An 18283-nucleotide genomic window follows, 5' to 3' on the forward strand; every position below is an offset into this window, starting at 1 on the left:
AGCGGATAGGGCGCCACAAATGTGACACTCTATCCTAGCTACCAGACTCCCCCGCAGGCAACTTGACCAGACTTCTCGCCTGACTACTCCAGCGGATGCCCTACTTCAGCAGGGCCGACCGCAGGGTATCGAGACCCACGCCGCCCAAATCAAGGGCAGTGCGGTGGAATTCCTTGATCGAGAAGGCATCACCCTGGCGCGCTTTCGCGGCATCGCGGAGTTGCTCCCAGATGCGCTGTCCGACTTTGTAGGACGGCGCCTGGCCCGGCCAGCCGAGGTAGCGGTTGACCTCGAATTTGACGAAGCTCTCGTTCATATTGACGTTCTGACCGAGAAATTCGAAGGCGTAGTCCGCGGTCCACGGGCCGGAACCGTCGGGCCGGGTCTTGCCCAGGTGCACGCCGATGTCGAGCACGACGCGAGCGGCGCGCATCCGCTGGCCGTCGAGCATGCCGAGACGGTCGGCCGGGTCGTCGAGGTAACCGAGCTGTTCCATGAGGCGTTCCGCGTAGAGGGCCCAGCCCTCGGCGTGGCCGCTGGTGCCGGCGAGCTGCCGACGCCAGGTGTTGAGCTTGGCCCGGTTATAGACGGCCTGGCCGATCTGCAGGTGGTGACCGGGGACACCCTCGTGGTACACCGTGGTGAGCTCGCGCCAGGTGTCGAATTCCGTCACACCGACGGGCACCGACCACCACATTCGTCCGGGCCGGGAGAAGTCGTCGGTGGGTCCGGTGTAGTAGATGCCGCCTTCCTGGGTGGGGGCGATCATGCACTCGATGGTCTTGATTTCGTCGGGGATGTCGAACTGGGTCTCGGCGAGGTCCGCGACGGCCTTGTCGCTGGTGCGCTGCATCCACTCCTGCAGGGCCTGGGTGCCGTGCAGTTTGCGGCTCGGGTCGGTGTCGAGGTAGGCGATGGCTTCGAGTACGCTCGCGCCGGGTTTGATCTGACCGGCGACCTTCTCTTGCTCGTCGACCATGCGGGCGAGTTCTTCGATGCCCCACTCGTAGGTTTCGTCGAGGTCGATCGTGGCACCGAGAAAACGGCGGGAGGCGAGGGTGTATAGCTCGCGGCCGATCGCGTCGTCGTCGGTGGCCTTGCCGTCGAGTTCGTCGCGGAAGAAGGTTGCCAGTTTGTCGTAGGCGGTGGCCGAGCGGCGAGCGCCGAGGCCGAGGTCTTTGGCGAGGGAAGCGGGCAGGGTGCCGCTATCGAGCGACGCGTTCGCTGAGAATTCGGCGAAGAAACCGTCATTGGCGGAATGGCGCTGGGCTTGGGCGAGCACCTCGCGTACCTGGCGGCGTGCCGGGGTCACCCCACGCTCGATGCCGAGCCGGAGCGTCTCGATGTACCCGTCGATGGCGGCCGGAAGGTTGCCCAACCTGCTTGAGATGTTGGCCCAGTCGTCGACGGTCTTGGTGGGCATGAGGTCGAAGATGTCGCGAATCTCCTGGGCCGGCGAGGCGATCACGTTGAGATCGCGCAGTTGCAGCTGCGCGTCTGAACTCTCGACGCCCAGCGACAACTCGCTCCGCAGGTCGGTCTTGGTGACCTCGTCGATGCTGTCAACCGGGCGGGCGGCATCCAGTTGGGCGATTGTCTTCTTTGCCTCGGCGACGAAGCGTTCATGGCCCGCCGGGGAGTAATCGCCGTAGCGGCCATCACCCTCGGTGCGGCCGATGTAGGTACCCACCGTTGGGTCAAGGTCGACGAGGGTGTCCACCCACTCTTCAGCGATCTGGTCGATGGCCGTGGGAGTGCGCAGAGTGTCATGTGTCATGCGTCGAGCCTAGAACACGACTGCTCGGCGTGAACCCCCCAATTGGGGAAACTGGCCGGTCACACCGCAGTGATTTAGTGGGCGGCGGCGTCCCAGTTGGGTCCACGGCCGACCTGAACCGTCAGCGGAACGAGCAGATCTGCGGCAGATTCCATGTTGTGGGTGACCACCTGGCTCAGGGAATCCCATTCGCCCGGGGCGACGTCGAAGATCAACTCGTCGTGAACCTGCAACAGCATGCGGGAGCCCATTGACGCATCCGTCAGGTCAGCGGCGATACCGTTCATGGCGATCTTCATGATGTCGGCCGCGGAACCCTGGATCGGAGCGTTGAGCGCCGCTCGTTCAGCGTTGTCGCGCAGTACCCGTTTGGGGCTGGCCAGGTCGGGGAACGGGCGGCGACGCCCGAAGATGGTCTCGGTGTAACCGTCGACCTTGGCCTGCTCGACCACGTTGCGAAGGTAGTCGCGCACCGCGCCGAACCGCTCGAAGTAGTCGGTCATGAGCTGCTTGGCCTCTTTGGTGTCGATGCGAAGCTGCTTGGACAGGCCAAAGGCGCTGAGCCCGTAGGCGAGCCCGTAGCTCATGGCCTTGACCTTGCTGCGCATTTCGGCGGACACGTCGGCGGGGTCCACGCCGAAGATTCGGGAACCCACGAACCGGTGCAGGTCTTCGCCAGCGTTGAAGGCTTCGATCAGCCCGGCATCTTCGGAGAGGTGTGCCATGATGCGCATTTCGATTTGCGAGTAGTCGGCGGTCAGCAGGCTCTCGCTGCCTTGGCCGGCCTGGAAGGCGGCACGGATGCGTCGACCCTCTTCGGTGCGCACCGGAATGTTCTGCAGGTTCGGGTCGTTCGACGAGATCCGGCCGGTGGTGGTGCCGATCTGCACGTAGGTCGTGTGGATGCGGCCGGTCGTATCGATGGCTTTGTCGAGGGTTTCCACGATCTGGCGCAGTTTGGTGGCGTCGCGGTGCTTGAGCAGCAGATCGAGGAACGGATGCGGGTTGCTGGCCTGCAGATCGGCGAGGGCGCCGGCATCCGTTGAATACCCGGTCTTGTTCGCGCGTGTCTTGGGCATCTCCAGCTGCTCGAACAGCACGTCTTGCAGCTGCTTGGGCGACCCGAGGTTGACCTCCCGGCCGATCTCGGCGTAGGCGGCGGCGGCGAGGCTCGCCGTGCTGGCACCCAGCTCGGCGGACAGCTCGGCGAGTTGCTCATGCGAGACGCTGACGCCGGCGAGCTCCATGTCGGCGAGGGCGAGCAGAGTGGGCAGTTCGATATCGATCAGCAGTTTCAGCGAACCGGGGTCGAGGGCCTTCTCGACGGCGGCGAAGACACGGAGGGTAAACCACGCCTGGGCAGGGGCACCGGCCTGTTGGGCCTCGTCGGGAACGAGCTGATTGGGGTCGGCGACGGGCAACGTTTCATCGAGGTAGCGCGACACGAGGTCGGCCAGGGTCTTATCGGGGCCGCCTGGGCGAATGAGCCAGGCGCCGACCAGGGTGTCGAAGGCCAGACCGTTGAAGGGCAGACCGCTGCGGCGCAGCGCCTTCATCTGGTGTTTGGCGTCGTTCATGACCTTCGGAGCCGCACTGGCAAGCCACGCTTCGAGCGGGGCATAATCCTTGCGGCCCGGCTGCCACGGCAGGTTGACGGTCTCGGTCGGGCTGGCCAGGCCGAAGCCGATGGCTTTGCCGTCTTGCACCTCAACGGTGAGACCGAGGCCCGCCGGGTGGGCCACGGTGGCACGGTCGAGCCAGGACTGCAGCTCTTCGTCGAGGAGGTCCTGCGCGATGGGGGCCTGAATGGCGGGCACCTCGTCGACGACAGCAACGGTTGCTTCAACGGCCGGGTCTTCCCCGGCGAGCTTGAGTACCCGGTCGAGGAGGGACTTGAATTCGAGGCGGGTGAAGATGTCCCGCACCGCGTCGGTGTCCATGGCGCCGCGTTCCAGCGCGGAGACGGCCATCGGAAGGTCCAGGTCGGTGACCAGGCGGTTGAGTCGGCGGTTGCGAATCGCGTTCTCTTTCTGCTCGCGCAGGTTGTTGCCGACGACGCCCTTGATCTCCTCGGCGTGTTCCAGGATGCCGTCGAGGCTGCCGTACAGGCCAAGCCACTTCACCGCGGTTTTCTCGCCGACCTTACTGATGCCGATCAGATTGTCGCTGGTTTCGCCGACGAGAGCGGCCACATCGGGGTATTGCTCGGGTTCGATGCCATAGCGTTCGCGCACCCGAGCCGGGTCGTAGCGCGTGAGGGCTGACACGCCCTGGCTGGCCGGGTAGAGGAGGGTGACGGTCTCGTTGACCAGCTGAATGGCATCCCGGTCGCCGGAGACGACGAGCACGTTGTAGCCGGCGGCGGTGCCTTCGACCGAGAGGGTGGCGAGAATATCGTCGGCCTCGAAGTCTTCCTTGGTGATGGTGGTGATGTTCATCGCGGCGAGGGCTTCCTGCAACAGCGGGATCTGCCCAAGGAATTCCGGCGGGGTCGCATTGCGCGTGCCCTTGTACTCGGGGTATTCCCTGGTACGAAAGGAGGCGCGGGAGATGTCGAACGCGACCGCGAGGTGGGTCGGCTTCTCGTTGCGCAGCAGGCTGAGCAGCATCGACAGAAAGCCGTGGATGGCGTTCGTATGCTGACCGGCGTGGGTCTGGAAGCTATCCACTGGCAGGGCGAAGAACGCCCGGAATGCCAGGGAATGGCCGTCGATGATCATCAGGGTAGGCTTTTCGGAGTCCAACACTCCCCTAGCCTACAAGCGTCTTCCTGCGCGGGCTCCCCCGACCAAAGGTGATCATGTTCAATACAACTGACGACGCACTCGCCTGGGTTCAGCAGCGCGGCGGCGGAGATCTGGCCGACAAGATGGGGCTGGAGTTCACCGAGTTCACCATAGACCGGGCCGTGGCGCGGATGCCGGTGGCCGGAAACACGCAGCCGGCCATGCTCATGCACGGCGGCGCCTACGTCGTGCTCGGCGAGTCCCTCGGGTCGATGGCAGCAAATCTGCACGCTGGACCGGGAAAGCTCGCCGTGGGAATTGAGATCAACGCCTCACACAACCGTTCAGCGACGTCAGGGTACGTCACCGGGGTGTGCACCCCGATTCACCTGGGCCGCACCCTCACCACGCACGAAATCGTAGTCACCGACGAGGCCGGCCGGCGCTGCTCGACGATTCGCATCACGAACATCATCAAGGACCTGCCGCCGCAGGCTTAGCCCGCGTCGGGCTCGACCAGACTGATGAACGCGCTGAGCTCGGCGACGCCGGTTGGTGTTACGGGCAGGTAGTCGGTGAGCGCCGGCGAATAGACCAAGTAGGCGGCCCATTTCGCGCGCGAAACGGCAACGTTCAGCCGGTTCTTCAAAATAAGAAATCCCAGGCCGCGCGGTACGTCATCGGCCGAACTGGCCGCGAGGGTGACAATCGCAATGGCGGCCTCCTGACCCTGGAACTTGTCGACCGTTCCCACCCTCACCGTGGAGTAGCCGGCAGCCGCTAGTGCCTCACGTACGAGAGCCAACTGGGCGTTGTACGGAGTCACGACGATCACGTCGGCTTCGGTCAGGGGGTCATCGACAAGATCCATGGTCGGGTCTGTCCACAGCCGGCCGAGTACGCCGCGCACGAGTGCCACGACGGCATCCGCCTCTTCGGCTGATGAAATGGAATTGCCGGTGTGCACGACCGGCACGGCGTGCACACCGGGCCGAATTCCTACAAGAAAGCGGGTCGACGTAGTCGGATCGGCACGCAACAGGCCGCCGTAGGACAGTCGGGAGACGGGCTCGGTGACCGCGGGGTGCATGCGGCGGCTCTCGGCGAGAAAGTAGCCCAGGTCGGCGGGAAGCACGTCGTGGCCGGCGGCGACCCAGCCCAGGGCAGACTGGTCGATCGGCTCGGGATGCCGGCCCTGGCTGACCTGCGGCAGTTGCTGCGGGTCACCGAGCAGCAGCAGATTGCGGGCGCCGACACTGGCCGCGATGGTGGAGGCGAGCGAGAATTGGCCGGCCTCATCGACGACGAGTAGATCGAGGCTGTGTCGTGGCACGCGGGCCGGATTGCTGAAGTCCCACGCGGTGCCGCCGACGACGAATCCCGTCGCGGTGTGATCCAGTGCGAACAGAAGTTGCCCGTCTTTCGGCAGCACGGTGTAGGCGGGTTCCGCCGCATCGGCGCCGGTCTTGGCGACTTTGCCGACGAGAGCCGGCTCGAGCCCGGCGCTGATGACGGCGTCGAGCAGGTTCTCCACCACCGCGTGGGACTGGGCGACAACGCCGATCTTCCAGCCGTGCCGCTGCACAAGTGCGGTGATGACGTATGCGCCGAGGTAGGTCTTGCCGGTGCCGGGTGGCCCCTGGATCGCTAGGTAGGAGTGATCCAGATCGAGCAGGGTCGCGATGACGGCATCGATGGTGCTGCCGCCGGCCCGAGTGGCGGCCAGGTGCCCGCTTTCGGTGCGCGGCGGTGTGCGACGCAGAATATCGACCATCGAGTCGCGCGGCCAGCCGGGCTGGGCGTCGACGATAGCTTTGGCCCACTCGTCGATAGCGGGTTTCTGCTGCAGGGGCCGTGGCGGTGCGGCGGGTGCCAGGGCACTCGGCCGGTCGCTATAGCGAGCCGTGTCCTTGAGCAGTGTCTCTTCAATCAGGATGCCGTCATCGCTGACGTCCAGCACTTTGACGGTGCGATGGGCGCGTGCGCCGTCCGCACTGTCGGGGTTGACAAACGGTCCGGGGTATTCGTAGAGCAGGTACGGGCCAGCCTGGTCGCCCGGTTTAATGCTGCTGCCCGGTGCCAGGCGACCGCGCAACCAGAGGTGGCGACGGTCGACGCGCTGCATACCTTCTCGGAACCAGTCGCGCTCTACGTCGACGCCTTCGACGACGAGGACGTCGCGGGTGTCCTGCCATTCATCGATCGGGTACTCGAGCCGAAAATAGTGCCCCCACCAAAAGCTCTTCTGCTCTCGCCGGTGGTAGTCCATTGCGGCGGCGGCAAAGGCGGCCGCGGTCTGGTCGATGCTGCGCGGGGTGTGCGGTGTCGTTGGCGCAGCGCGGGCGAGCAGGGCGTCGCGCACCGGTGACGGCTCCAGCGGGTCGGCATCCGCTTCGGCCGTGCCACCGGCCGAGCGGATGCCCGCTCCGCGCGCCAGCGTGAGCAACCAGTCGCGCAGGCGCAGCGTTGAGACGCAGTCGTAGCGGTTGTAGTCGGCGATGGAGGCGAGCATGCGTTGCGCCTCGACCTGGTCGCCGTGAGCGTGCAGGTCGCGGGCTGCGGCGTATTCGGTGATGGAGTCCGCCGCGTTGGTGACCTCGCCGCCGCGCAGTTCCGCGCCCATGTAGAGCGGTTCGAGCTTTTTGATCGAGTACGAGCGCGACCCGACGCGCATGGTTTTGCGCACGAGCGGGTACAGATCGACGAGCACGTTCTCGCGCAGCAGCCGGTCGATCTGGTCTTCGCCGACGCCGTGCCGGGCGGCGAGGCTGAGCAGGTGGGTGCGCTCGTAGGCGGCGTAGTGGTACACGTGGAGGCCAGGAAACTGGGCTCGACGCCTCCCGAGGTAGGCCAGAAAGTCGGTGAGCGCGGCCTTCTCCTCGGCCCAGGTGTGCGCCCAGAAAGGGTGAAAGGATTCGTCGGTCTGCACCAGGCCGAACAGGTAGTCCAGGCCCCACTGCGTGGTCGAGCCGTCAGGGGCGTCGCCTTCGGTCGCGTTTCCCTCTGAATAGAGCGGGTCGCCCTCGAAGTCGAAGAAGATGTCGCCCGGGTTCGATTCGGGCAGCACTGACAGCGCCCCTGGGTTGTACAGATCGACCGGCGGAGCTGTACCGGGGACCGCCTGAAGCTGTAGCCGCGCCTGCGTACGCAGGGCGGTGAGCGTCGAGTCCGACATGCCGTCGATGTCTTCGGTTAACGCCGCGAGATCGTCGATTGTGCCAATGCCGCCGGCCGCCAGCCGCGCCCGCTGCGACAGGCGCAGCCCGGCGACCAGCAAGGGATCGCGGTGCGCCTGCACCTCGGCCTCACAGGTAGTACAGCGTCCGCAGACCGTGTATCGCGGGTCTCCCCACGCTACCGGCTGGGTGTCGGCGAGTCGTTCCGTGATGATCTGCAGCAGGCGCTGCCTGCGTTTACGGTACACCGGGCGAATATCAGCGAGCGGATGCCCGCTCACGGACCCGTCACCGAGCAACAGTTCGACAGAGTCGGCCGTTGGTACGCCAATGCGGTCGAGCTGGTCGGCGTAGGCGGCGAGCTGCAGCAGCGCGGTCACTCGGGCGTGCCGGGCCAGTTTGGTGTCTTGTAGCAGCCAGGTGCCGTCATCCTGGCGCACGATGAAGTCAGCGAATCCGAGAAAGGCGATGTCTGCGGTCGGTGAGCCGAAGTGTGGGTCGAAGAACGTGGCCTGAAAGATGACCTCGGCGGTCGTGCCGAAAGCCAGCCGCGTTTGGTCGGCGGCAATCTCCAGAGCGGGGCGAGCCATCCGCTCTGGACGGGAAATTTCGACCACAGACTGGCCCAGCCGGTACCGCTCGAGCACCCGGTGCTCATGCTCGTCGCCCAGCCGCGAGGTGCGCTCCAACATCGCGTCGACCGGGTCGACCACAGCGTCGATGCGGCCGAGCTTCGCGTCGATGCGGCGCAGAAACGCAAACTCGCAGACGGATGCCGCGCTCAGGTCACTCGCGCTCGTCACCACGCTGCCGTCCAATAGGAACATGCGCCCGTCCTTCGTCTGTTCGAGCGTATCGGACACCTCCGACACGCCAGCCGATCAGATGCCCGGGTACAAAAAACGGCCCGGCAGGATCTGCCGCGCCGTTCTCTGAGACGTTTCTACTTCTTGGCGCTGAGCTGCTCGATAATCGCCTGCGACACGTCGTGCATGGTGAGGCGACGGTCCATCGAGGCCTTCTGGATCCAACGGAAGGCTTCAGGCTCGGTCAGGCCCATCTTCTCGTTGAGCAGGCCCTTGGCCCGGTCGACGAGCTTGCGGGTCTCGAACCGTTCGACCAGGTCGGCGACCTCGGCTTCGAGGGTGATGATCTGGCTGTAGCGCGAGAGGGCGATCTCGATCGCGGGCAGCAGGTCGTTCGGGGTGAACGGCTTGACGACGTAGGCCAGTGCGCCGGCTTCGGTGGCACGCTCGACCAGTTCCTTCTGGCTGAACGCGGTCAGCAGCACGACCGGTGCGATGTGCTCTTTGGACAAGCGTTCAGCAGCGCTGATGCCGTCGAGCTGGGGCATCTTGACGTCCATGATGACCAGGTCGGGGCGAAGCTCCCGCGCCAAGGCGACCGCTGTTTCTCCGTCACCGGCTTCGCCGACGACTTCAAAGCCGTTGTCGCGCAGAATCTCGACGATGTCGAGGCGGATGAGGGATTCATCCTCAGCGACGACAACGCGGCGCGGAGGGGTGGGGGTGCTGTCTTGGTCGGTCACGAGCAAAAGCCTACGGTATTCTGAACGAGTAGTTGTAAGCCGGTGTGGCGGAATGGCAGACGCGGAGCACTCAAAATGCTTTGTTCGCAAGGACGTGTGGGTTCGAGTCCCACCACCGGTACCAAATTCTCACAGCAAAATACCCGATCAGCGGGGTTTTTTGTTGTGTTCAAGCGCGCCCTGCACGTTCGTGCAGAATTAGGTCGATGCGCGGGCAGATGACACCGGCCAGTTTGTCTAGACACGAGAAGCCCCGCCCCAAACGTACGGGCGGGGCTTCTCGTGTTGACCGCTACTTCTTGACGTACGCCGGTGCGACCTCGTTGTGGGCGTCGCCCACGCGGTGCACGCGAATGTCGTTCGTCGACCCGACGATTCCGGGAGGGGAACCGGAGATGACGACGACCTTGTCACCGATTTCGGCGAGACCCTGACCGATGAGAATATCATCGACCTGACCGAACATCGCGTCGGTGTGGGTCACCGGCTCCACCAGGTACGTCTGAACGCCCCAGGTGAGGGCCAGACGACGACGGATGCCCGGCTCCGGCGTGAAGGCCAGCATCGGGATCTTCGACCGCAGGCGGGACATGCGGCGGGCCGAGTCGCCGGACTCGGTGAAGATGCAGAGGAACTTGGCATCGACGAACTCGGCCACCTCGATGGCGGCGAGGGTGATCGCACCGCCCTGGGTGCGCGGACGGTTGGTCAGCTTGCCGATGCGCTCGAGGCCGTGCACCTCGGTGGATTCCACGATGCGGGCCATGGTCTGTACCGTGACAACGGGGTATTCTCCGACGCTGGTCTCACCGCTGAGCATGACGGCATCAGCACCATCGAGCACGGCGTTGGCGACGTCGCTGGTCTCGGCGCGGGTGGGCACCGGGCTCAGAATCATGGATTCGAGCATCTGCGTGGCGACGATGACGGGCTTGGCCATGCGGCGAGCGATCTCCACGGCCTGCTTCTGCACGATCGGCACGGCCTCGAGCGGAAGCTCGACGCCGAGGTCGCCGCGGGCGACCATGATCGCGTCGAAGGCGTCGACGATCTCTTCGAGGTTGTCGACGGCCTGCGGCTTCTCGATCTTGGCGATCACCGGAACGCGGCGGCCCTCTTCGGCCATGATCTCGTGCACGCGGGTGATGTCATCGGCGCTGCGCACAAAAGAGAGGGCGATGAGGTCGGCTCCGAGACGGAGGCCCCAGCGCAGGTCGGCTTCGTCCTTCTCCGACAGGGCCGGCACGTTCACTGCTACGCCGGGCAGGTTGATGCCCTTGTTGTTGGAGACCGGGCCGGCGACGATCACGCGGGTGGTGACGACGACGCCATCCGTTTCGACGACCTGCACCTTCACCTTGCCATCGTCGATGAGCAGAAAGTCGCCGGGGTGCACGTCGTGCGGCAGACCCTTGAAGGTGGTGCCGGAGAGCTCTTTGGTGCCGAGCACGTCTTCGGTGGTGATCTTGAAAATGTCACCGACGGCGAGCTCGTACGGGCCGTCCTCGAACTTGCCGAGGCGAATCTTGGGGCCCTGCAGGTCGACCATGACGGCGACGGCACGCCCGGAGTCGTTGGCAGCCTTACGCACGTTGGCGTAGACGCTCTCGTGCACCTGGTAGTTGCCGTGGCTCAGGTTCATTCGGCAGACGTCAACGCCCGCGTCGATGAGCGCTCTGATCTGCTCGTAGCTGGCAGCCGCCGGCCCGAGGGTGGCGACGATTTTTGCGCGTCTCATTCTGGTGAATCTCCGATTTCCGCGCTTTGTGAGCGCATTACGACGTGGTGCAGGAAGAGTAAGGGTTTAGAGGGCGAAGGAGCGGTCCGTGGGCTTAACGGGAGATGGCAGTTGGGTCTGGCCTTCCAGGAACTGGTCGACCGCAGCGGCCGCAGCGCGTCCTTCGGCGATAGCCCAGACGATGAGTGACTGGCCGCGACCGGCATCGCCGGCGACGAAGACGCCCTCGTGGCTGGTCTGGTAGTTGCCGTCGCGTTCGACGTTGCCGCGACCGTCGAACGGAAGCTTTAGCTGGTGGCTGAGGTCGTCCGGCTCCGGGCCAGTGAAGCCCATCGCGAGCAGCACGAGATCGGCCGGAATCTCCATCTCGGTGCCGGCCTTGGGAACGCGGCGTCCGTCGAGGTATTCGGTCTCGGCGATGCGAATGGCACGTACCTCACCGAAATCGTTGGCCAGAAATTCAACCGTCGACGCGAGGTACTGGCGGGTGCCACCCTCTTCGTGGGCGCTGGAGACCTCGAACAGGGTCGGGGACATCGGCCACGGCTGGTTTTCCGGCCGAGTGGTGCCCGGCTGCTTGCCTATCGCCAAGTTGGTGACGGATGCTGCCAGTTGACGGTGTGCGGTCCCGATGCAGTCGGCCCCGGTGTCACCACCACCGAGCACGACGACGTGCTTACCCTCGGCGGTGATCTGCGCTTCGATGGCTCCGCCGGCGCCGATCTTGTTCTGCTGCACCAGGTATTCCATGGCGAAGTGCACGCCGGGCAGGTCGCGCCCCGGAATGGGCAGGTCGCGGGGAACCATGGCACCGGTCGCCACCACGACGGCGTCGTAGCGGGCGCGCAGGTCGTCCCAGGTGATGTCCGCGCCGATGTTGACGTTGGCGCGGAACCGGGTTCCCTCCGCCGTCATCTGCGCCAGACGCAGTTCGAGGTGCTTCTTCTCCATCTTGAAGTCGGGGATGCCGTAGCGGAGCAGGCCGCCGATGCGGTCGTCGCGTTCGAACACGGCAACGGTGTGGCCGGCGCGGGTCAGCTGCTGGGCTGCGGCCAGTCCGGCAGGACCGGATCCGACGACGGCGACGGTCTTACCGGTCAGGCGTCCGGGCGGCTGCGGTTGCACCCAGCCCTTGGCAAAGGCCTGGTCGATGATCGACACCTCGACCTGCTTGATGGTGACGGCGGGCTGGTTGATGCCGAGCACGCACGACGACTCACACGGGGCCGGGCAGAGACGACCAGTGAACTCCGGAAAGTTGTTCGTGGCGTGCAGGCGCTCGATGGCCGCACGGCCCTCATCGCGCCAGACCAGGTCGTTCCACTCCGGAATGAGGTTGCCGAGCGGGCAGCCCTGGTGACAGAACGGCACTCCGCAGTCCATGCAGCGGCCGGCCTGACGTTTGAGGACAGCGGCGTCACCCTGCTCGTAGACCTCTTTCCAGTCCATCAAACGGATGGCCACCGGACGGCGAGCAGGCAGCTCGCGGTCGGTGGTCTTCAGGAATCCCTTCGGATCAGCCATTGGTTACCTCCAGAATTCGATTCCAGACAACGAGTCCGTCGGGATCGAGTCCCTCGTCGACGGCCGTCTGCCTGGTCTCCAGTACGGCCGCGTAGTCGCGCGGCAGTACCTTGACAAATGTGTTCATGGTTTCTTCCAACTTCGACAGCATGCGCTTGGCGAGTGCTGAATCGGTCTGGTCCCGGTGTTGTTCGAGCAGGTCGCGCACGATCTCCCGGTCGACGCTCTCGAGAGCGAGCAACCTGAGCTCCCCCGAGGTCAGCGCGTCACGGTTGACCCGTTCGGCGGTCAGCCCGTAGACGTAAGCCGTACCGCCACTCATACCGGCGCCAAGGTTGCGTCCGGTCTCGCCGAGGATGAGGGCGAGGCCGCCGGTCATGTATTCGAGCGCGTGGTCGCCCACGCCCTCGACGACGGCGATCGCGCCGGAGTTGCGCACGAGGAATCGTTCCCCGACAATGCCGCGAATGAACATGCTGCCCTGCGTGGCGCCGTAGCCGATGACGTTTCCGGCGATGACGTTGTCTTCGGCCGGGAACTGGCTGGCCCGGTCGGGGCGCACGATGATCTGCCCGCCTGACAGGCCCTTGCCGACGTAGTCGTTGGATTCGCCCTCGAGGCGCAGGGTGATTCCGCTCGGCAGGAATGCCCCGAAGGACTGTCCGGCTGAGCCGGTGAGAGTGACCTCGATCGAGCCGGCCGGCAGACCGTTCTCGCCGTGGCGCAGGGTGACCTGGTTGCCGAGCATGGTACCGACGGCGCGTTCGGTGTTGCGAATCGGCAGGTCGATCCTGATTGTCCCGCCGTGTTCGAGCACGCTCTGGCTGCGCCGAATCAGTTCGTTGTCGAAGTGCTTGTCGAGTTCGTGCTCCTGAGCGCGCGCCCACTTGCGCGGTTCTGCCTCCGAGAAGTCCGGGCCGCTCAGGATGGGAGAGAGGTCAAGCCCCTGCGCCTTCCAGTGAGTGAGTGCACGGTTCACGTTCAGCACCTCGCGGTGGCCGATGGCCTCATCGAGGCTGCGGAAGCCGAGCTCAGCGAGGTACTCACGCACCTCCTGGGCGATGAACTCGAAGAAATTCACGACGTGGTCGGCCTGGCCTGCGAAACGTTTGCGCAGTTCCGGGTTCTGAGTGGCAACGCCGACCGGGCAGGTGTCGAGGTGGCAGACGCGCATCATGATGCAGCCCGACACAACAAGCGGAGCGGAGGCGAAGCCGAATTCCTCAGCACCGAGCAGGGCACCGATGAGTACGTCACGGCCGGTCTTCAGCTGGCCATCTACCTGCACCACCACGCGGTCACGCATGCCGTTGAGCATGAGCGTCTGCTGGGTTTCGGCGAGGCCGAGTTCCCACGGGGTTCCGGCGTGCTTGAGCGAGTTGACCGGGCTGGCACCCGTCCCGCCGTCGTGGCCGCTGATCAAGATCACGTCGGAGAGGGCTTTGGCAACACCGGCCGCGACGGCACCGATACCGGACTGGCTGACCAGTTTGGTGTGGATGCGTGCCTTGGGGTTGGCGCGTTTCAGGTCGAAGATGAGCTGCTTCAAGTCTTCGATCGAGTAGATGTCGTGGTGCGGCGGCGGCGAGATGAGGCCGACGCCGGCCGTGGCGTGCCGGGTGCGGGCGATCCACGGGTACACCTTGGTGGGAGGCAGCTGACCGCCCTCGCCGGGCTTGGCACCCTGGGCGAGTTTGATCTGGATGTCGTCGGCGTGGGTCAGGTACATGCTCGTCACACCGAACCGGCCCGAGGCGACCTGCTTGACGGCGCTGCGCCGGGCCGGGTCGAGCAGACGGTCGAGGTCTTCGCCGCCCTCACCGGTATTGGACTTGCCGCCCAGACGGTTCATGGCGATCGCGAGAGTCTCGTGCGCCTCCTGCGAAATGGAACCGTAGCTCATCGCGCCGGTCGAGAACCGTTTGACGATCTGCGACACCGATTCGACCTCGTCGAGCGGCACCGGAGTGCGCTGGCCCGGGCTGAGCGTGAACATACCGCGCAGGGTCATGAGCGATTCGGCCTGGTCGTCGACCATTTTCGTGTACTCGCGAAAGATGTCGTAGCGCTTGGTGCGAGTGGCGTGCTGCAGCCGGAAGATGGTCTCCGGGTTGAACAGATGCGGGGCACCATCGCGGCGCCACTGGTATTCGCCGCCGGTCGCGAGGCGCTCGTGCGCGGTCACCGCAGCATCCATTGGGTACGCGGAGGCGTGACGCGACAGGTTTTCGACACCGATCACGTCGATGCCGACGCCGCCGAGCTTGCTCGTGGTACCGGTGAAGTACTGGTCGACGAAGGACTGGGATAGGCCGACGGCTTCGAAGGTCTGGGCGCCGGCGTAGGAGGACACGGTGGAGATGCCCATCTTCGACATGATTTTGAGCACTCCCTTGCCGAGGGCCTTGATCACGTTGCGCACGGCCTTTTCGGGCGTGACGTTGGTGATGATGCCGCTTCGCACGAGGTCTTCGCAGGTTTCCATGGCGAGGTAGGGGTTCACGGCTGATGCGCCGTAGCCCATGAGCAGGGCAATGTGGTGCACTTCGCGCACGTCGCCGGCCTCGACCACGATGCCGACCTTCATGCGGTTTTCGGTGCGAATGAGGTGGTGGTGCACTGCGGCGATCATGAGCAGCGACGGGATCGGGGCGAGGTCCTTGTTGGAGTCGCGGTCGCTCAGCACGATGAACAGGGCGCCGGCCTCGATGGCCTCATCGACCAGGGCGCAGATCGCGGCGAGTCGCTTGGCCAGGGCGTCTGGGCCCTCTTCAAAGCGGTACAGGCCACGAATGGTCGTGGTGGTACGGCTGCCGACGGCCGGGTCGATGTGCTGGATCTTCGCCAATTCGTCGTTGTCGATGACCGGGAAGTCCAAAACGACCTGGCGGGCATGCTCCGGACCGGCGGAGAGCAGGTTGCGTTCCGGGCCGAGACCGAGCTTGAGGCTTGTGACGACTTCTTCACGAATCGAGTCGAGCGGCGGGTTGGTGACCTGCGCGAACTGCTGAGTGAAGTAGTCGAACATGAGGCGCGGGCGGTCGCTCAGCACCGCGATGGGCGTGTCGCTGCCCATGGCGCCGAGCGGTTCGGCTCCAGTGCGCGCCATCGGGGTGAGCAGAATGCGCACCTCTTCTTCGGTATAGCCGAAGGTGCGCTGGCGACGCACAACGGATGCCGGCGGGTGCACGATGTGCTCCCGCTCCGGCAGATCCTTGAGGTTGATGCGACCTTTTTGGAGCCATTCGCCCCACGGCTCACTGGCCGACAGTTCGGCCTTGATCTCCCGGTCGTCGATGATGCGGCCGGCCTTGGTGTCGACTAAAAACATCTGGCCGGGGCGCAGGCGGCCCTTGCGCACGACCCGGGCCGGGTCGATTCCGAGTACGCCGATTTCGCTCGCGAGCACGACGAGGCCGTCGTCGGTGATCAGGTAGCGTCCGGGGCGCAGGCCGTTGCGGTCGAGGGTGGCGCCGACGAGGGATCCGTCGGTGAAGACGATCGCGGCGGGGCCGTCCCACGGTTCCATGAGCATAGAGTGGTACTCGTAGAAGTCGCGACGTTCGTCGTCGAGGTCGGTCTGGTTTTCCCAGGCCTCCGGCACCATCATCATGATGGCGTGGGGCAGCGACCGCCCGGACAGGCTGAGCAGTTCGACGACCTCATCGAACGAGGCAGAGTCGCTGGCGCCAGGGGTGACAATCGGCAGCAGGGGGGCGAGGTCGCCGAGCAGCTCAGACTCGAGCTGGGACTGACGCGCGCGCATCCAGTTGCGGTTTCCCTGCACCGTGTTGATCTCACCGTTGTGGGCGATCATGCGGAACGGCTGGGCGAGCGGCCAGGACGGGAACGTGTTCGTGGAGTAACGCGAGTGCACGAGGGCGAGCGTTGAGACGAAACGTTCGTCGGACAGATCGGGGTAGAACGGTTCGAGCTGCAGGGTCGTGACCATGCCTTTGTAGACCAGGGTGCGGCAGGACAGCGACACGAAGTAGATCTCGAGCTCGCGTTCGGCGCGCTTGCGCAGCCGAAAGGTCTGCCGATCCAGCGCGATGTCGGAGAACGGAGCGCCGGCTTCGGTGGTGCGAGTGCTCTGCACGAACAGCTGTTGGATGGCGGGCATGTTCGCGCGGGCCTGGCTGCCGAGGTCTTCCGGGTGTACCGGAACCTCACGCCAGCCGAGGATGCTGAGGCTTTCCTCGTCCGCGATCAGGCTGATGGCGCGTTTGATGGCGGTGCGAGCGGTCGGATCGGTTGGCAGAAAAACGTTGCCGACGGCGTACTGCCCCACCGGGGGAAGCGCGATATCCGTGACGGCACGCAGGAAGGCATCCGGTATCTGGGTGATGATGCCGGCACCGTCACCGGTTCCGGCGTCGGAGCCGACGGCCCCGCGGTGTTCCAGGTTACGCAGGGCGTCGAGGGCCTGCGTGATGATGTCGTGCCCGGCGGTTCCTCGCAGGGTCGCCACCATGGCCAGGCCGCACGCGTCGCGTTCGGCCGCCGGATCGTACAAACCGGATGCTTCGGGCATGCTGCTGAAGCGGGAGTAGAGAGGTTTCTGCGCCATTGAGACCGTCCTCACGAAATGACTGGCAATAAGGGACGACGCTGGCCCGAAGGAGATGTGTGCGGAAAACCATAACGCTTGCCCGGTTCGGGTCAGGCCCGCATTCGGGCGGCGCTACGTGTGTGTTGGCTGGATGTCAGCGAACGAACTCTACAGACGCGAAGCGCTCGTGCTTGTGGCTGGAGCCTCGGGTGATTCGGTGCGTTCATCGGCATCATCGCTCTGATCCGCGGAGCTTTGATCAAGATCATCCGAATCGCTGTCCTCAAATTCTACCCCAGCGTCCGGACCAATCCATTCCCGACCGGGCACATAGGCGCTGGGCTCGAGGCCGGGGTGACGGTGACGCTGCACCAGAATAATGATCAGACCGACGGCAATGGCCGCCATGGCCGCCCAGACGTTAGTGCGGATTCCGAAGTAAATCTCGCTCGGGTCAATGCGAATCGATTCAAAAAAGCTGCGACCCAGTCCATACCAGATCAGGTAGGCACCCAGGGTTTGCCCGAAGCGCAGCCGAAACTTGCGTTCCAGATAGAGGATGACGGCAACACCGAGCAGGTTCCAAATGATTTCGTAGAGAAAAGTCGGGTGGAACAGCGTGCCGTCCGGCAGCCCCACCGGGAATGCCGGGTTGCTTGGGTCAATTTCCAGGCCCCACGGCAGGGTCGTCGGCAGCCCGAAAAGTTCGTGGTTGAACCAGTTGCCGAGCCGGCCGGTCGCCTGGGCGACGAGCAGCGCGGGTGCGACGGCGTCGGCGAAGGTCCAAAAACGGATACCGGCCAGGAGGCAGCCGATCCAGGCACCGACGGCACCACCGATCAGGGAGCCGAAGATCGCGTTGCCGCCCTCCCAGATATACAGGGTGCGGAGCAGATCGGCTCCCTCGAAGAAATAGTCGCCCGGGTGGGTGAGCACGTGGTAGATACGCGCACCGACGATGCCGAGCGGCACGGCCCAGAGGATGATGTCGAGTACGACTCCCGGCTCGGCGCCGCGCTTGGTGAGGCGGCGCGACGTGATGACCGTCGCGAGGATGATTCCGGCGAGGATGCACAGCGCGTAGGCGTGAATGCGGAACGGACCGAGGTCAAAGAAGCTCCACGCGGGGCTCGGGATGCTCGTGCTCAGAAGACTCAAAGACACCTGGGTACTACCTTTCATCGTGACTCACGCCACCTGGGGCGAATCGATCGCCTCGAACAATTTAGCGTAGAACGCGC

Annotated in this window: 9 protein-coding genes and 1 tRNA gene; 2 read left to right on the forward strand and 8 right to left on the reverse strand. The window is 65.0% G+C overall.

The annotated features are described in order from the left end of the window. Nucleotides 1-100: 100 nt before the first annotated feature. Nucleotides 101-1777, reverse strand: coding sequence for a DUF885 domain-containing protein (locus E3T29_RS02920; RefSeq protein ID WP_134344002.1), 1677 nt, complete (start codon nucleotides 1775-1777; stop codon nucleotides 101-103). 74 nt (nucleotides 1778-1851) lie between these two features. After that, nucleotides 1852-4524, reverse strand: coding sequence for a DNA polymerase I (gene polA, locus E3T29_RS02925; RefSeq protein WP_134344003.1), 2673 nt, complete (start codon nucleotides 4522-4524; stop codon nucleotides 1852-1854). A 53-nt stretch (nucleotides 4525-4577) separates the two neighbouring features. Here polA and E3T29_RS02930 point away from each other — a divergent pair, with 53 nt between their 5' ends. After that, nucleotides 4578-5003: a hotdog fold thioesterase gene (locus E3T29_RS02930; RefSeq protein ID WP_134344004.1), complete on the forward strand. Its 426-nt coding sequence runs from the start codon at nucleotides 4578-4580 to the stop codon at nucleotides 5001-5003. Here E3T29_RS02930 and E3T29_RS02935 read toward each other — a convergent pair. Together E3T29_RS02935 and E3T29_RS02940 are read right to left on the reverse strand one after the other, a co-directional pair. Further along, the gene (locus tag E3T29_RS02935; RefSeq protein WP_134344005.1) at nucleotides 5000-8506 is read right to left on the reverse strand and encodes a bifunctional RecB family nuclease/DEAD/DEAH box helicase; all 3507 of its coding nucleotides are present in this window, start codon (nucleotides 8504-8506) and stop codon (nucleotides 5000-5002) included. The genes E3T29_RS02930 and E3T29_RS02935 overlap by 4 nt on opposite strands. A gap of 116 nt (nucleotides 8507-8622) precedes the next feature. Then, nucleotides 8623-9228 (reverse strand): ANTAR domain-containing response regulator, encoded by a 606-nt coding sequence (locus tag E3T29_RS02940; protein WP_035879545.1) that lies wholly within the window; start codon nucleotides 9226-9228, stop codon nucleotides 8623-8625. Nucleotides 9229-9266: 38 nt separating this feature from the next. Between E3T29_RS02940 and E3T29_RS02945 the strand changes: the two genes are divergently transcribed. Continuing rightward, a tRNA-Leu gene (locus tag E3T29_RS02945) sits at nucleotides 9267-9352 on the forward strand. 168 nt (nucleotides 9353-9520) lie between these two features. Here the strand turns inward: E3T29_RS02945 and pyk are convergent. The 4 genes from pyk to lgt all read right to left on the reverse strand — a co-directional run bounded on the left by pyk (nucleotide 9521) and on the right by lgt (nucleotide 18200). Further along, nucleotides 9521-10966: a pyruvate kinase gene (gene pyk / locus E3T29_RS02950; RefSeq protein WP_134344006.1), complete on the reverse strand. Its 1446-nt coding sequence runs from the start codon at nucleotides 10964-10966 to the stop codon at nucleotides 9521-9523. A 66-nt stretch (nucleotides 10967-11032) separates the two neighbouring features. Continuing rightward, complete coding sequence (locus E3T29_RS02955) at nucleotides 11033-12490, reverse strand: glutamate synthase subunit beta (protein ID WP_134344007.1); 1458 nt, start codon at nucleotides 12488-12490, stop codon at nucleotides 11033-11035. Further along, a complete protein-coding gene (gltB, locus tag E3T29_RS02960) occupies nucleotides 12483-17060 on the reverse strand; it encodes a glutamate synthase large subunit (protein ID WP_134344008.1) in 4578 nt (1525 codons plus the stop codon). The genes E3T29_RS02955 and gltB overlap by 8 nt, the downstream gene beginning before the upstream one ends. A gap of 150 nt (nucleotides 17061-17210) precedes the next feature. After that, complete coding sequence (lgt, locus tag E3T29_RS02965; RefSeq protein WP_241987643.1) at nucleotides 17211-18200, reverse strand: prolipoprotein diacylglyceryl transferase; 990 nt, start codon at nucleotides 18198-18200, stop codon at nucleotides 17211-17213. Nucleotides 18201-18283 lie beyond the last annotated feature (83 nt).

This window comes from Cryobacterium sp. TMT1-66-1 (assembly GCF_004403435.1).
In the GTDB taxonomy this organism is placed as follows: Bacteria; Actinomycetota; Actinomycetes; order Actinomycetales; family Microbacteriaceae; genus Cryobacterium; species Cryobacterium flavum.

What these genes read in the sequence shown, in the direction of transcription:
- E3T29_RS02935 (WP_134344005.1), bottom strand. Translation starts at nt 8,506, where the DNA reads ATGTTCCTATTGGACGGCAGCGTGGTGACGAGCGCGAGTGACCTGAGC.
- E3T29_RS02955 (WP_134344007.1), bottom strand. Translation starts at nt 12,490, where the DNA reads ATGGCTGATCCGAAGGGATTCCTGAAGACCACCGACCGCGAGCTGCCT.
- E3T29_RS02930 (WP_134344004.1), top strand. Translation starts at nt 4,578, where the DNA reads ATGTTCAATACAACTGACGACGCACTCGCCTGGGTTCAGCAGCGCGGC.
- pyk (WP_134344006.1), bottom strand. Translation starts at nt 10,966, where the DNA reads ATGAGACGCGCAAAAATCGTCGCCACCCTCGGGCCGGCGGCTGCCAGC.
- gltB (WP_134344008.1), bottom strand. Translation starts at nt 17,060, where the DNA reads ATGGCGCAGAAACCTCTCTACTCCCGCTTCAGCAGCATGCCCGAAGCA.
- E3T29_RS02920 (WP_134344002.1), bottom strand. Translation starts at nt 1,777, where the DNA reads ATGACACATGACACTCTGCGCACTCCCACGGCCATCGACCAGATCGCT.